Below are 15,780 nucleotides of genomic sequence, written 5' to 3' on the forward strand. Positions count from 1 at the left end.
TTCAAACCTTAAACTTTTTTAGCCCCAATTAGTTTCTATTTATGCGTTTCCGTCTAGTCTCAGAAAAATAACTTTCGCCAAGCCAATCTCTTGTGGTGGTCAATGGTAACGTCAAAACATATGAGTTTAATAGGGGGTTATTTTCTGCAACTAAACCATCTTCGATAAGTTTGTGAGGTGTTTGGAAACTGCTTTTAGACGGTGATCTGCCAAGGTGGTTTTGCAGAAAAGCTTCAATTCCAAAAGGACCAGGTGCCAAATATTCACCTAACAAGTACCCGCTATAATGGCGCTCTAAACCTTGAAGTTTCTCTAATCCACTTTTTCTAATTAAAATGGCTTCCGTACCAAATACTTTAGCTTGTTTAGGGCTATATTGAGAAGCGTATTGAAGTTTCCTAGCCGCTGTTATTTCATCTGTTAAGTTATCTAAGCTAACTAGGTGCATTGTATTTAGTTTGCTTTTTAAGTTTTCACTGACAGAAAACCAATGTGAAGCGCGGTTAGATATATAAATAACATCGACGTCTTGCTGTTGTTCATTCGCCGCTTTAATTACATCGTCTAAAGCGTCTGAGAAATAGGGATGAAAATAGCAGTCATCTTCTAAAATTAAATTCCACTCTTGTTTGTCATTACTGTCATAAAGTGATTTGTATAAGGTTAAGTGGCTCAATGTACATGCCATATGTCCTTTATTTGATTCCCATTGTTTAGGTAATTCTTGTAGGCCCCATACATTTAGATTAAATACATTCAAATCCTCAGAAAACCCATTAACAGCATCAAAAAACTCGTAATTTAACCCTGCCTTTTCAGCATTATTCGCAAAAACAGTTCTGCGAGGGCTTGAATTCAATGAAATTACGTGGCCTTTTATATTTGTTTTAGAAGACAATTTCATACCTGTAGATTGACAATACTTAAGGTAATTAAGTGTTTGATTTCCTCGGTCACTGATAATTTCTTCTTTTTCGGTTGCGGTTAAATTGGTACTACTTATTCCGGCCCATTCTTTAACCAATATTTCTTCAAGTAATTTTTTCATATTAGACTATCGTCATTTTGTTTAATTTACACACTTAAGAAGGTACTAATCTTCAACTTTAACTCGCATCCAGTGAACACGGAATTTGAAAAAATACCGGTCTTTTTTTGCGTATAAAGATTAAATTTTAGAAACTCTAACCAATCACTGTCATTTGAGATTGCTCAGATTGTTATTGAAGGGGAGAGCACAACGTTTTTAGCTTCATGATTAATATTTGCTACCGACCTTTCCATGTCAGCATTATAATCTAGTATGACCCTAGTTCCCTATACATTTTACGCTTTATAACACGTATGACCATTAGGTGTAAACTGATGCAGACCTAGCTGTTGATACAAAAAGCCATGATTGAATCGTATTCACCTAGGAAATATAAAGTGAAATTTTGTTGGAATTTTACTTAGTCATATATTGTGTGGAGTCGAGTGTGGAAACGACTTATGATGGTGAAAATAATTAACCGTAATCATTCAACGGAAGCGAGCTTAAATAAATGAGAATGACATCTTTAGGAAACAATTAATGCAGTTTAATTTGGTTTTTTTAATTATGTTTCTGCTGTTAGTTTCAGAAACAACTAAAGCTGAACTTATGTATGCCATTACGTTGGATAATAACTCCGAAGCCTATATAAAGAAGAAAGATAAATGTAACGGGGATATTTCTAATGGCGGTGGTGATTTTGTTGAACATAATTTCCAGTTGAGAGGGAAGTGCGGAGGAGCAGGACTTGCCCCAGATATTATAAAGGATCAGCTTGGAGATAGATTTATTCAGTTTTCCACTGACCCTACTTACAAAGGTAAAACCAAGACACGTACAGAGTTAGCGCTGACTCGTCAGTGGTTTAGTTTTCACAAGCCAATGTTCATAGGGTTTAAATTACAAATTCCAACGGATTCAGATGTAACCAATGAGTTTTTCTATTTAATGCAATTTTGGCAATGTGCACCCAACTCACCGATTGCAGGGATAAGATTAGATCGAGGAACCAGCCACACAATTAACTTTATGACTAGAGGAGACTCTCGTGCTGCTAGTATGGCTAAGTATTCATTGAAGCCTGGTGAATGGCATTCTTTTATTCTGAAAGCGACGGTAGATCCCACTGGAAAAGCAGGGGAGTTTAGTGTTTGGGATTCACCTGATAAACCGCCTAAAATTTTTAACGGAGCTTTCGGTTACGCAAAAAAAAACTGTAAAGGTCTAAAAGATATTCCACAAAGGTTTCGCTTAAAGTTTGGAATATACAAAGGTAATGAGAATGACCAAATTTATAAAGTAGGATACGATGATATTAGAATAGGTGACACATTTGAGGATGTAAGTCCTTGGTCGCGATAGCGTTTTTATTTTGGCAGTGGTGAAATTATGGGCAGTTTTAATGCCCATAATTATACTTCGGAGCGATTTTGGTTGATCATTCGTTAATATTGAATTTTAGAAATTCTAACCAGTCGCTTTCCATTAGACCTTGATAGACATTGTTATTTAAATCTGTTATTTCGCAAAGAGATGCGCATTCCAGATTGTAATTTGCTACTAACCAATCTCTATCTGCTTCATAGGATTCTACAAATTGTAGCTTGAAGTTTGTTTCAAGCCATGTGCGTTTATCTGATAGATTGTCTTTGCAATAATCACTTTTACTAAATTGGTTAAGTTTATGTCTGGTTAATTTAGAAAGTTGATAGTCGTTATAAGCATTTATTTTCTTTTTGATATCAACCAAAGGTAATGGCCAAGAGGCATTTTCATCTTTAACATTTAGGTTCAAAGTTGAACTGATACCTTCTCCTAGCGCCAGGTTAATCCAGTTTTCTACCATATTACCTTGCGTAAGTTCAGAAAAAGCAATGACCTTGACTTTCCCAACATTTTGTTCCCAAGTAGAAACAATCGCACGATAGTTAAACCGCTCACGAAATTCTTCATGAAAGCTAGTGATGCTTTTTGCGTATGTCGTTGCTTTAACGTGTTCGTTGTATAGTGATTCTAGATAGTCAATGTAGTTTCTAAAGGTCACAACCACTTCAATATCAGTAAAATCACTCAAGTACTCCTTCAGCAACGCTTGGAAGTTTTGGAGTCGAGTCCATTTTTTCTTGTTTTTACCAATTTTCCCTCGTAACAGGGTTTCAGCACTAATAATGACGGTTTCCAAATTAGGTATTTCGGATGCTTTTTGATGCAAACTTTTTAGGAAAGTCGATGCTTCATCATTACTAAGTAAAGCCTTTTCATCCATTAATCCCTTGGCAATATCTAAATGTGTATAGCTAGTTTTATCGCCACCTAGCACTTCTGAATATTGTGGGTACCATATTCCTTTAGCCAATAGCTTTTCTCTATTAGCGGATAGGGTTCTCTGCACTGCTGTGGTGCCTGTTTTGTGTGTTCCGATATGGAGTATTATTTTCATATTTTAAAAGTACGAGTTAATAAATTTTTTGCCGAGCCATGTACTGCTAGACGATAAATTTTGGTTAAATATATCAAGTATGTTCAGATCATAACGAGCTAAAAAATACTTTGTTAGATTTTCCATTGCCCTGTCATTTCCACCGAACTTATTGATTTTACGGTATAAAGTGTTCTCATCTTCCTCCCCTAAATCTTGGAATGCTGAACTTAGTGATTCAGATAACAGAACTGATGGAACACCATTAACTGTTGTATGCATTTTTAACCATAAGTCATCAGCATGATTACAAACTTTAAGGGCATTTTCTATATCTATAACATCAGGATGGAAATACTCGGGTTTATATATAATACCATCTTTACCAGTACCTACTATTTTGAGATCGGGTATTAATACAGAGTCATCTGAATGTGTCCACTTTTTGTATCTATGGATTGCATTCTCATCACAACTGATTTTACGACCGCGGTATGCGACGACGCATTTTTGTTGCTCACAAGCCTCAACCAAAGTACTTAACCAATGCTGTGGGTAAACCGTATCGTCATCTACAGTTACTAAATACGTTAGTTCAATCTCGTCGGCGAAATACCTTTTCAATATAGGTAGAAATTTTCTATAGGGACCAATGTTTTTGGTGTAAATAATTTCCAGTTGTTCTTTGTTTTCGTTACACAATTGCTGTAACTCTTCAGGTATAGCTGCAACACCTTCATCTAACAGATAAGGCTCATGAGATAAAAACAGGCACACCTTAAATGGAATAGGAGATTCCTGCACTAACAAAGATTCAATTACGTGATGAATTTTATCGATGCGTGAATGAATTGTTGTGAGGCTTATTATTAAATTACTCACTGAAAATACTCCCAGTCTTTTGCTTTTCTTTTGCTTAGTAACTGTATTCTATTTCGAAAATATTCTAGTTGGTCACCATTTAAGTACTCATACAAGGATGAAATAGTTTTAAGGGAAGATCGCATTACATATAAAGGGGTATCAATGAACTTTATCGCATCTTTGCCTAGAATAACTTCTATCCGTGTTCTAAAGTCTATATCTCCTCTAGAGCGGTAATTTCGGAATCCTCCAACCATATCTATTAGTGATTTATGAAATATAAGGCTTGCTGGACCATCGCCAAAGACAAGTAATTCTCTCGGATCATCGACAGATAGTCTGCCATCATCTGAATAACGTACATGCTTTGTAAAGCAGGCTAAAGCACCACTGTTATTCATTTCTTTTAGTTGAGAACTAAACCGTTGAGGATGACTGACGTCGTCATCGTCTTGGATGGCAATGTAAAATCCTTTAGCGCGACTAATCGCGATATTTCTACTTATATATTGACCAACATTTATTTCATTTCTAAAGTAACTAATATCGATGGTTGAGTCATTATCACAAATAGCCTTCACCTGCTGACTAATCTCAATATTTGAACAATCATCGATTACGATTATTTCGATGTTCTTATAATCTTGATTAATTATTGATGCAATTGAGTTTTGTAACAGCTTAATATTTGGATTAAATGTTGTTATTACTACCGTAATACAATCTTCGTTGCCCTCAGGTGAGGTTGAGATATGATTTGTCTTGATCACGTTTTCAAATACATTTTCAAGATCATAATTGGTGCTTTCTGGCAGACAAGGTATTACTCCATAGGCTTTTAACGTTTGATTGATGATTCCGTTAGAAAGCTGTTTCAAACCAATTGAAGCCGCTAGGGTTAACGCTGCTTGACTATTTATTGTCGGGATTCCAACATCAATTAATACTTTTTCATAAAAGGCTAACTTTTCCTTTTCTGAAATTAGGGGAGAAAGCAGGGTGAAAACATAAAGCCATTTATTAAGTGAAAATAACGCTGTATTTGTCGTTTCTAAGAGAGCAAAGGCTTGATCTGCTGTAAGTATTACCTTTTCTGAACGTCTAATATCTCTATATAAAACATTAAATTCTGTATCGTCAAGTAATAAAACTGAATTTAGAACTTCAATTTTATCAATATTTTCAATTGCTTCTGTTTTTTCGGCATCTAAAAAATAATACGCGCGAAAACAGAGACTGACGTGAGATTGGTTTTTAAGATCTAACGATTCAAATAACCTTTCAAATAGCCAAGTTTGTGCAATAAAATTGAGTTTTACTGGAGAGCGATTAAAGGTTTCCACTATTCTAGGGTAGTTGTACTCTTCCAAAGAGAGTGAATCAATAGGTAACTTTGATAATAGTGTTGAAACGTCATTTTTATCTCGACATACACTAATACACAAGCTGATGTATGCATCTTGGCATGTAAACGAATCAGGTATGTTTACTGATAGAATTTTGCTTAATGTCGAAGATTCGTTGGTAGCAAAATAAGACAGTAATTTCTGTAGCGCCCTTACATTCTGTGGAGATGCCATGAATAGCTCATCGACAGTGAGCAAAGGTAGCGAGCCTAAGATATTTAAGGCCAACGTATCTTCATGTTCATATATGATTGCTAACTCAATCAATTGAGGTAAGGCTTTAGATAAAATAATATCATTGGATAACAGAGAAGCGACGTCGATATCCATTTGTGACAGGTCAAAATATTCGAAACCAATCGTTTGACTTAGTGTCAACAAGTTATTTTTGATATCACTCTCTGGTGTGTCTTCATCAACGTTATTTAATTTATATACAAGATCTTTTACAAGCTCGTAGTTTTGTTTTGTTGCTTGATGTACTAGACGAGTATTAGTAGAGCTGCTTCCCAGAGCACTATCAAGAAGATAAGAGCTTTGTTGTATAATTAAATTATCATTGCTAAATAAAGCACTTTTAATGGTTTCTTGGTGTTCTAAATTGAAATCAATCTTTAATTCGCCATCTAGTTTTTCGAGTGTAGATTCACTTAGTGAATCAAACCCTAAAACACGCTGGGCAAAGGTATTGAATGATGAATGTTGATGATGTTTGTTCATAAATTTTCATGCTTATTATCTAAACTATTAATAGTGATTTTTCTCTTCTCCGACATGCCAAAAATTAAATAATGTATGAGTGGATTGATAGGGGTCAGTGCAACGTCAAAGTATGCTGCCAAATAAGCCTTGGTTGAAAATGCAGGTGAGGGATCATATAAACTGCAATAGCCATGCAATAGATAATGTTCAGCCAGTTGCATGGGATTACCTTCGATATTATAGTTTTCGCTATACCATTTAGGATCGAATAAATTACTTGATAAAATTAGTTCTGCATCTTTGTCTATTGCCGACTTATTTATAGCGAAACGTCCTAATAGTTTTTTACAAAATAATTTTATCTTTCGGTATGCTCCTGAGCTATAACGACTTTCGATCGTTTGCTTCGAAATCGTCGAAGCCACTGCAATGTAGCTAGACTCATCAAATGTGTTTATACGTCTGATTTTTGTTTTAAAACCGCTGCCCAACAAACGCGCTCTGCGAGAGCGTGATGTTTTCTGGAGGAAGATTTCAGGATATACATTTTTGAAATTCGATTGAGTTAACTCGGTAAATTCATTCCGAAATTCATGTTCTTGCTCAAAAGCAGCACCAAATAAGCGAAACTCCCTATTTTCCATTATAACTTTTTCCTAAATATTTAAAGCTAGAAAGTGATTGATTGTTCGAGTTTAATTAACAATGAGAGCCTATCAATTCACAAATTTACTAGGATGAGAGGCGAACTGTGATTTTTCTGCTTTAAGCTAAATTCACAAGTAAATATTGACTAATATAAAGGTAGCGGATACTACTATACGTTCATCTACAATGTACATAACCTTGACCAAGTCTTAAAGTTTTTCTGCCTTGAAATTTATAATACTTGGCGATATTTATACAGTGGTAAATTTAACTAATGGCAAGTTGATGGGCTGCCAGTTAATTTTGTCTATTCTTATCATTTTTTCGATCAGATAAACTGCATTTATCTATTCGTCATTGAAGCACTCAACTAATTCTCTACCAATTTATGAGGCATAAAATACTTCTTCTAAGCCATTATTGAAGATAGTATTGCCTTATCAGTGTATTTTTATCGTTGGAATTCTGCTTTATTAATTCCTTAACAAATAGGTTTACTATTTTGATATTGAGATTGTTGTCTGACTACACATTTATTAATTCAACAGAAGAGTTTGCTAGCCAGAAAATAAAAGAACTTTTGCCCGACTCGAATAATTATGTTTATATTGACTTTCCTTGGAGTGATTTATTTGAGTCAGGTGAAAACTTAAACCATTTTAATGGTCTAGATAGTTGGCAACATGCAGTGGCTAGTTTAAAAAATATATTGTTTGAATTAAAGCCTAGTAAAGTCGTTACATCTTGCGCTCATAGTGGTCTATTACAGCACCTTTCTTTAATGGAAAATATTGGTATTACACAAGTTTATTGGACTGAGGCAATTTGGCTTGATTCTATAGTTAACCAAAATAACAAAATCGTTCTTAAGTACCTTCCCCATAAGTCTAACTTCTCTGATGTCGAACAAATGTATGACAAGTGCAATTTGTTTGCAGTTAAATTAATGCATTTCAATTTCTCCCCTTCATTGCAAGCTAATTATAAGTATCAAAATTTGGATATCTCTAATGGTGATTTGTCTGCTTTGCCGAGTTCATATTTTTGCTTTATTGATTCAGATGTGGATGGTTCTTCTCAATTACTGTGGGATTGTATAGAGTGTAGCGTTATTCCAGTTTTTTTGAAAAAAATGCACCTCGTGCATGCAGAGTTATGGCAGTCTGCAAGTTTAACTTTTGAATTAGAGTTGAATGATAGTAATGACATTTTTGAAAAATGTCGGGCAATTATTGAAACAAAAAATTGTTTGGACAGCTATTTACAAGGAATAAAGCAATTAAGATTTCTTTACGGTCGCAGTATGTTTGTCTACGACATCATAGATGACTTGGTAACTAAAACTAGCATGGGGCTAGATAATGTGGTTTTTTTAATTGATTTGATAGTTTCCTCTAAAAAGATAGAAGTGGGTTCTATTTTTCATACAAGCTTAGTTAGTAAATTACTTTTGCACCCTGAAGAAGTAAGAAACCTAATGGACGACGAAATAATGTGGGCCAAGATAAAGAGTGTTTTAAATTTGAATAAATTAGATAATGGCGAGTTACTTGGTGCTATCGCGAACCAATTTAACTATTCATGGTTAAAAAACTAAGGGGAGCGAATTGAAGATTAGGTGTATTTTATTAGGTAGGCACTCTAATCGTACACCTATGGTGTATTCCGCCTATAAAAAGGTTTTTTCAAATAAAATTGAGTTTGTGAGTAATATTGATAAAGCTCATGTGGTTATACTTGGTTTTGTGGTTGATTTAAATGGTCTAAAAGAAACTTTAATTACTGCCCAAAGAAAAAATCCTAGTTTAAAAATCGTAGTGATTTCTGAGGAGTTACTTTGGGATACTATCGGTGGAGGTCGTTTTTGGGAAAAGTATTCGAACATTGAAATTAGTAATCATGTTTTTCATTTTTGGAATTTAAACCATGTCACCACTGATATATATAATTTCCATAATATTCCTTATTATCTAACGACAGACAACCACTATTTTAGTCGTTATTCAGCTATGTTTGCCATGAATGTAAAGCAAACAGCGAATATTTATAAATCAATTTGGCAAAAGGCTAAGTATCAATCTGTTTTTCTAATGCAAAAAAGGTTTGAAGACAAATATGATGTGACAAACCCTGCCTATAATATTAAAGGTTTATGTCGTTATCGCAGTGCTGTGGCGCAAAATTGGCCCGATAATTCGAAAGTAATTAGTGGGTTTGGGTGGGGAGTTGACTCAAAGCGACAAGATTTACCTGACTGGCACTTGGATAAGATCACGACATTTAATCGACAGACTCAGTGCTTTTCTGCAGTTGAGAATACCCATCAGAAGTATTACATCACAGAAAAAATCTTCGATGCATTTGCTTTAAGTGCTATTCCGCTATACTTCGCCAACTCAGAACATCGTATTTACGAAATTGTTAAGCCCAACAGTTTTATAAATCTATTTGGGGTAGAATCACTTGGTTCATGTTTGTCTGCCTTTAATAACGCTATGAACTGTATTGATTTAGATTCTTATGTTTCTGCTCAAATTAGGTTGTCTGTTTTATTTTCAAAACCAATATTACTTGCAATGGAACGTGCCAGAGTCGTCGCAGAAATTTATTCTGAATTAATTCAAATAATGGATTCGGCGTAAATTAATAAGAAGACAAAACGGGTCATTGAAACCTTGGGGGATACTGTATTATAGCTAATTAAATACTGGTTTCATTAATTAGCGAAAAAGTTTGCAGCAAGTAAATACCATACACTGTGATAGTTGAGTTAATTGTCCGGTTCTGTAACTTTGAATTAAAATGTTGGGAGAAATAGTATTTAAAAATGGTTATTGAACTGAATATAAAGGTTGACCAATATTTTGATTCTAATTGGTACCTTAAGTCATATCCAGATGTGGCAACTGCGGGGGTAGAACCATTACAACACTACATTAAATTTGGGCGAAGCGAAGGACGTTTGCCATTTAGAGTTGAGGCCTTTGAGCTAGAGAAAGAGTTATGGGCTGCTATCAACACTAGTGAATTAGAAAAGAAATTATTGGCATTGTTTATTCATTCCAACAACTATAATAGTGCGATCTCGGGATGGGTGCTAGCCCGTTGGTATGGCAGTTGTAGAAAGTGGGATTTGGTAGAACAATATTTACCTAAAACCTTAAAGGACCCACTGGCGTTATATCTAATCGCCCATCAAGGTCCATATCTGTTGTTGTTTGACGCATATTATTGGCAGGGTAAATTGAGCGCTGCGCAAGCCTTACTTAACGATAATACCTGGCTAAAATCTAACAACAAGTTACTAGCTCAAAATATACTGCTTGATAATAAGAGTAGAGTGGATGATTTAACTGAACTGTTTGCCAATAACCAACTTTTGGGTGTAAGTGTTAAACATCCAGAAAAGCCTCTAGGATTAGATAATTTAGTTGGGCTGAACGTACCTCTTAGCAAAATGTTAAAAGATATTTTGCAACCATTAGTTAGCATTATCATTCCATGCTTTAATGCGCAAAATTTTATAAAAACAGCAATAACGAGCTTGCTAAATCAGACGTGGAAAAAACTTGAAATTATCATAGTCGATGATGCTTCCTGTGATGACTCATGGCAAGTTTTGCAATCTATATCAAAGCAAGACAAAAGAATTAAGTTATTGCGTCACTACGTCAATTTAGGTGCATATCGAGCGCGAAATTATGGACTTAGTTTAGCCAAGGGCAAGTATATCACTGTGCACGATATTGATGATTGGTCGCACCCACAAAAAATTGAATGCCAAGTTAATGGGCTACGACAAAAACGCAATGCTATTGCATCCGTTTCACATTGGGTTAGAGCTGACGATAAATTAAGGTTTCAATGTTGGCGGATGGAAGATGGTTGGATTTATCGAAATGTATCGTCTCTGATGTTTAAGAGGTCGGTATTTCGTCTCTTGGGATATTGGGATAATGTGTCCGTGAATGCTGATACTGAATATTATCACCGTATTTTGGCATCTTATGGTGTTAATTCCATTGTCGAGGTTTTACCTGGTATACCGCTTTCTTTTGGGAGGGCAACAAATGAATCCTTATCTCAAACCAAAACGAGTCATTTAAGAACTCAATTTAAAGGGTTGCGAAAGGACTATCATGACGCAGCCGTTGCCTGGCATAAGACTCATAAAAAGCTGTATCTTAGTCGCTTACCTAATCAGCGACCTTTCGCAGTTCCTCCGGCAATGCTGAGAGGTAATCATGCCCAAAGAAAGCATAACTTAACGCTACTTTTGCAAAGCAGCGAACTGTTTGACCGAACATGGTATTTGAAGCGGTATCCAGATATTGCCAAGTCGGGAGTCGAGCCCGTTGCACATTTTATTAATAATGGTATTCACGAGGCCAGAGACTGCAACCCTGTGATAAGTATTAGTGGGCAGACCTATCTCCATAAAACTAATAAATTAGCGGTTATTGAACATCTGCTGAACGAAAGTCATCTGCCAGAGTGCACTGAACTTGAAGGCGAAATCCTTTTCCATGACGATAAGCCCACCATTTTATGTGTCGGCCATATGGTGTCAGAACATACTTTTGGTGCTGAGAGGAGTTTTTTGGACACACTTAAGATGTTTTCGCAAAGTGATTTTAATATTATTGTTGTTTTGCCTAATGCAGAAAACGTCGATTATGTAGAAAACGTCTCTGCATTATGTAGCAAAGTTATTTTTCAACCTATGCAGTGGTGGAACGCAAATAGAGACACAGATGAAAAGGTAGTTGATGCTTTTAGTCAAATTATTGAACAGCTGAATATTGCACTTGTTTATGCAAATACCCTTGTTTTGTCAGAGCCATTGAACGCAGCGACTAGAAACAACCGAAAGACGGTTATGCATATTCGTGAGTTACCCCTCAATGATCCGGATTTGTGTGAAGCATTGGGGGCAGATGCTGAAACTGTTAGGAATCATTGTTTAAAAAGTAGTGACTATTTTATTGCTAACTCTTTGGCTGTATTGAATTTCATTGATTTGAAAAATCGAGCTTTTCTAATTCCGAATGTTATTGACATTGATGTTACTACGTCAAAACTACCTAGCGTTAAACTTCCTGTTATTGCTTCTTTGCTCAGCAGTAATCTACCTAAAAAAGGTATTGAAGATCTACTAAAAGTTGCGGAGTTGTGTGAGGCTAGACAGTTTCCTATTGAGTTTCATATTTATGGGCCTGAAAATGAACATACAGTGAATTGGAAAAAACAGGCGAGCTTACAAAATTTAAAATGGAAAGGTTATTGCCAGAGTTCCTTTGAAGCACTTAAAGATACCGATATCTTACTAAATTTATCTCACTTCCAGGAGTCTTTTGGTCGCACGGTGATAGAAGGTATGGCGAGCGGTTGTGCCGTTGTTGCATATGAATGGGGGGCTATTCCTGAACTAGTTGATGAAAAAAATGGTATTTTAGTTCCCTTTAAAGATATTGATGGTGTCGTCAACGCTCTGGGCTTGCTGATAAATGAGCCAAGCCTGATTGTAAAACTTGGTGCGAATGGCAGAAGTAAAGCAGTGGAAGGCTATAGTTATCAAAAAGTTAAACCAAGCATGTTAAGTGCTTTTCAGCAAATTTTAAAATAGTATCAAAACATCAATTTATATTTCCATAATAGAAAATATATCAGTTAGATGTTCGTAATCGTATTCAGTTAAGAGGTTGTGTGGTTAAAAAATATATAATGATAGGAGTGAAGTCCATGGTTGGATGCATACCTGAATCAATTCGAAATAAGGTTAAGCGCTGGCCATGGTTAACTTCTTTGTATAGTCGCAACCTCCAAAAAAGCGGCTTATCATACGGTATTCCATCAAAGAAAAAGATCGCTAAGCTATATGAAGGGCTTATATCTAAGCAAAATATTTCATTGAAAGATATGACATTAGGTACTCCTTTTAACGTTGTAGTGGTAGTTAACGGAAATTCAAGTTTACTTAATTTTACCTTGGAATACTTGGCGGATATAAACACAATAGAAACTGTTTTTCTTTTGGTAAAAGATGAAGAAAACGTCAATTATAACCTTAATAACTTTACTGCTAATCTTGAAGTTGTGTCGGAAAGTTCACTTGATTTTTCTAGTGATGCCGAAAGAGAAATTAATAACTTCTTAGTAATAAACGCTGGTGACGCTTTGCACCCTTTAATTGGAGGAGTTGTTTCAGCGTTTTTAAATTCTAGCTCTTCAATTGGCTATTTTGACAGTGACAGCATAACTTCTTCGGGAAAAAGGCACTCACCCAAACTACATAGTGACTGGAATCCCGATTTATTGTTAAGTACGGGCTATATCAATACTGGGCTTTGGTTTCGCTCGAACAGAGTATTTGCTAAACAAGCGCGTTTAGAGGTTAGTCTGACTAGTATTGCTGACTTCCTAGCTAGTATTTATCTAGATGAGTTAGATATGATAATAGGGCACCTACCTTACGTGGTCGTCCATTCACAAGCTGCCGCTGATAAAAGTAGCTTCCCTCTGGGGCCAACAACCATTATTAAAGTCTCTAAATATGCAAAGGTCACTAAGCATGCTCAATACCCAATTTTAAAATTGCTTTGGCATACAGAAACAAGCTCCTTAGTGAGTTTAATTATTCCGACTAGAAATTCACGTCAACTTGTTAAAGTATGTGTTGAGTCTATATTGACGAAGACCACTTATCGAAACTTTGAAATATTATTGGTTGATAATCAATCAGACGAACAAGAAAGTCTTGATTACTTCAATGAGTTAAATAAACATCCACAAATTAAAGTGCTTCAATATGATCAAAAGTTTAATTACTCGGCAATAAATAATTTCGCAGTCACTCATGCTTCGGGTGAAATTATAGGGTTAATAAACAATGATATAGAAGTGATAGAGCCAGACTGGTTAACTTATATGGTGAATCAAGTAAGTCGAGATGAAATTGGCTGCGTTGGAGCAAAGCTACTTTATCCTGATGGACGAATTCAACATGCAGGTGTCGTTATGGGCTACGGCGGAGGTGCAGGGCATGCTCATAAGTACTTTCCTCGAGAACATAGCGGCTATTTAAATCGTTTAGCCGCCACAAACTGTTTCAGTGCTGTGACTGCGGCGTGCCTGTTGGTTAAAAAGAGTGATTATTTAGCTGTAAATGGTTTAGATGAAATTAATTTGGAAGTGGCTTTTAATGACGTTGATTTCTGTCTTAAAGTATTGAGTTTAGGAAGGCGGAATCTCTATTGTGCAGAAGCTATTTTATTTCATTATGAGTCAGTATCCAGAGGTTTCGACGACACGGTTGAAAAGCGTGATAGATTTGAAAAAGAACTAAATTATTTACAAAAAAACTGGGCAAGTATCATTGAACATGATCCCGCCTATAGTCCCAATTTAACATTGAGAAGAGAAAACTTCTCGATAAAAGAGTGTTGATAAATTGAGTTTAAAAAAATTATTCAGATTTAGGTTCAGTATTTATCTCTCTTACCGTAAAGCCTTTAAATATTTGTTTTGGTTATGGATTTTAATCAACAAGTGCATTAGGAAGAGAAAGCCTTATAGAGTAAAGCTAGTCGCAATTGCAAAAAATGAAGCTTGCTATTTACCTGAGTGGTTGGCCCATCATCAATACTTTGGCTTTGACTATATTTCAGTCTATGTAAATAACACCACTGATAATACTAATAATATAATTCGCAAATTAAGCTCAGTAAAGCATATTGAGTTTTGTGATGGAGATGAGTATTTTCAACCAGATATAAATGTACCGCAGACTCATATATATCAGCGTGAATTAAAGCGTAGTAAGAAGCAGGGGTTTTCTCATGTCATGTTTTTAGATATAGATGAATTTTGGACACCGAAAGATTTAAAAACTACCATTCATGACTTCTTGAAACAAAAGACTACAGATGTAGTTTGTTTCGAATGGTTAAATCGAACTAACGAAGCTAAACCTTTTCTGCCAACAATAGAAAAGAAGATAGACGGAATTAAAGGCAATCATGTAAAATCACTTGTTTCTACGCATATTTTACTTGAGGCTATTAACCCTCACAACATATTGGGTTATAAAATTAAGCATCAATTGGCGGATGGTAGTAGATATCTCGTAGATGAAAATAATTTCGCAAAGATAAGCCCAGAAGAAATAAAATCCCCTTTAAAAGATATTTTTATTTTACATCGAATGTTTCGCAGCCAAGAGGAATATGTGGCGCTATTACTGCGAGGAAGGCCCATCCAAAATCGACCTTTCGCAGATATATTTAAGACGAATAGAAGTGGGTATATACCTCGTAAACCTAAAGCGTCAATATCATTTGACAGTAATGTTTTCGGTGAATATAAGCGCTTTATCGAAAAATTTTTTACTAATTATAAGTTGAATGAAGAAATTGAATTAGGCAGAGCGTTTGTGATGGAAAAAAGAGAACAGGTTTCACAAGTTATTATCGACTCGCCTTTTGAAGTCCTCCCTATCTTATCTAAAATTTTTACCCGAGTGACACTGCCTGACGTTGTATCTGCGTTAAAAACAAAACAAAGCAGTTGCAAGTCTAACAATTAACGACAGTGCTACTGCGACAGGAAATATAGACACATTACCTGTAAATTCAGAATAGGAAGTTTCATAGATACTTACTAACCTTTAAAATTAAATGAAATGCAAAAATGAATTTATTATCGAACAT

At 35.4% G+C, this 15,780-nt stretch carries 11 protein-coding genes; 6 read left to right on the forward strand and 5 right to left on the reverse strand.

Going from position 1 to position 15,780, the window contains the following annotated elements; all coding sequences use genetic code 11:
* Nucleotides 1–28: 28 nt before the first annotated feature.
* The gene (locus EOK74_RS02975) at nucleotides 29–1,048 is read right to left on the reverse strand and encodes a glycosyltransferase family 25 protein (RefSeq protein ID WP_133468419.1); all 1,020 of its coding nucleotides are present in this window, start codon (nucleotides 1,046–1,048) and stop codon (nucleotides 29–31) included.
* Between the two features lie 525 nt (nucleotides 1,049–1,573).
* Between EOK74_RS02975 and EOK74_RS02980 the strand changes: the two genes are divergently transcribed.
* Nucleotides 1,574–2,395 carry a heparin lyase I family protein gene (locus EOK74_RS02980; RefSeq protein WP_133468420.1) on the forward strand — a complete coding sequence of 274 codons (822 nt, stop codon included), beginning with the start codon at nucleotides 1,574–1,576 and terminating at the stop codon, nucleotides 2,393–2,395.
* A gap of 76 nt (nucleotides 2,396–2,471) precedes the next feature.
* Here the strand turns inward: EOK74_RS02980 and EOK74_RS02985 are convergent, their stop codons facing one another.
* The 4 genes from EOK74_RS02985 to EOK74_RS03000 form a co-directional block, all read right to left on the reverse strand.
* Entirely contained in the window at nucleotides 2,472–3,389 is a 918-nt protein-coding gene (locus EOK74_RS02985; RefSeq protein WP_133468421.1) for a hypothetical protein, read from the reverse strand.
* A gap of 87 nt (nucleotides 3,390–3,476) precedes the next feature.
* Nucleotides 3,477–4,334 (reverse strand): glycosyltransferase, encoded by an 858-nt coding sequence (locus tag EOK74_RS02990; protein WP_166638703.1) that lies wholly within the window; start codon nucleotides 4,332–4,334, stop codon nucleotides 3,477–3,479.
* Nucleotides 4,331–6,442 (reverse strand): glycosyltransferase family 2 protein, encoded by a 2,112-nt coding sequence (locus EOK74_RS02995; RefSeq protein WP_133468423.1) that lies wholly within the window; start codon nucleotides 6,440–6,442, stop codon nucleotides 4,331–4,333. The genes EOK74_RS02990 and EOK74_RS02995 overlap by 4 nt, the downstream gene beginning before the upstream one ends.
* The gene (locus EOK74_RS03000) at nucleotides 6,439–7,068 is read right to left on the reverse strand and encodes a hypothetical protein (protein WP_133468424.1); all 630 of its coding nucleotides are present in this window, start codon (nucleotides 7,066–7,068) and stop codon (nucleotides 6,439–6,441) included. Before EOK74_RS03000 ends, EOK74_RS02995 begins: the two co-directional genes overlap by 4 nt.
* A 506-nt stretch (nucleotides 7,069–7,574) precedes the next feature.
* Between EOK74_RS03000 and EOK74_RS03005 the strand changes: the two genes are divergently transcribed.
* The 5 genes from EOK74_RS03005 to EOK74_RS03025 all read left to right on the forward strand — a co-directional run bounded on the left by EOK74_RS03005 (nucleotide 7,575) and on the right by EOK74_RS03025 (nucleotide 15,656).
* Nucleotides 7,575–8,669 (forward strand): hypothetical protein, encoded by a 1,095-nt coding sequence (locus tag EOK74_RS03005; protein WP_133468425.1) that lies wholly within the window; start codon nucleotides 7,575–7,577, stop codon nucleotides 8,667–8,669.
* A 10-nt stretch (nucleotides 8,670–8,679) separates the two neighbouring features.
* Complete coding sequence (locus tag EOK74_RS03010) at nucleotides 8,680–9,714, forward strand: glycosyltransferase family 10 domain-containing protein (protein WP_133468426.1); 1,035 nt, start codon at nucleotides 8,680–8,682, stop codon at nucleotides 9,712–9,714.
* Between the two features lie 185 nt (nucleotides 9,715–9,899).
* A complete protein-coding gene (locus EOK74_RS03015; RefSeq protein ID WP_133468427.1) occupies nucleotides 9,900–12,698 on the forward strand; it encodes a glycosyltransferase in 2,799 nt (932 codons plus the stop codon).
* Between the two features lie 116 nt (nucleotides 12,699–12,814).
* The gene (locus tag EOK74_RS03020; protein WP_239023990.1) at nucleotides 12,815–14,518 is read left to right on the forward strand and encodes a glycosyltransferase family 2 protein; all 1,704 of its coding nucleotides are present in this window, start codon (nucleotides 12,815–12,817) and stop codon (nucleotides 14,516–14,518) included.
* Nucleotides 14,519–14,522: 4 nt separating this feature from the next.
* A complete protein-coding gene (locus EOK74_RS03025) occupies nucleotides 14,523–15,656 on the forward strand; it encodes a glycosyltransferase family 2 protein (protein ID WP_133468428.1) in 1,134 nt (377 codons plus the stop codon).
* Nucleotides 15,657–15,780 lie beyond the last annotated feature (124 nt).

This window comes from Paraglaciecola marina (assembly GCF_004360155.1).
GTDB classification, from domain to species: Bacteria; Pseudomonadota; Gammaproteobacteria; order Enterobacterales; family Alteromonadaceae; genus Paraglaciecola; species Paraglaciecola marina.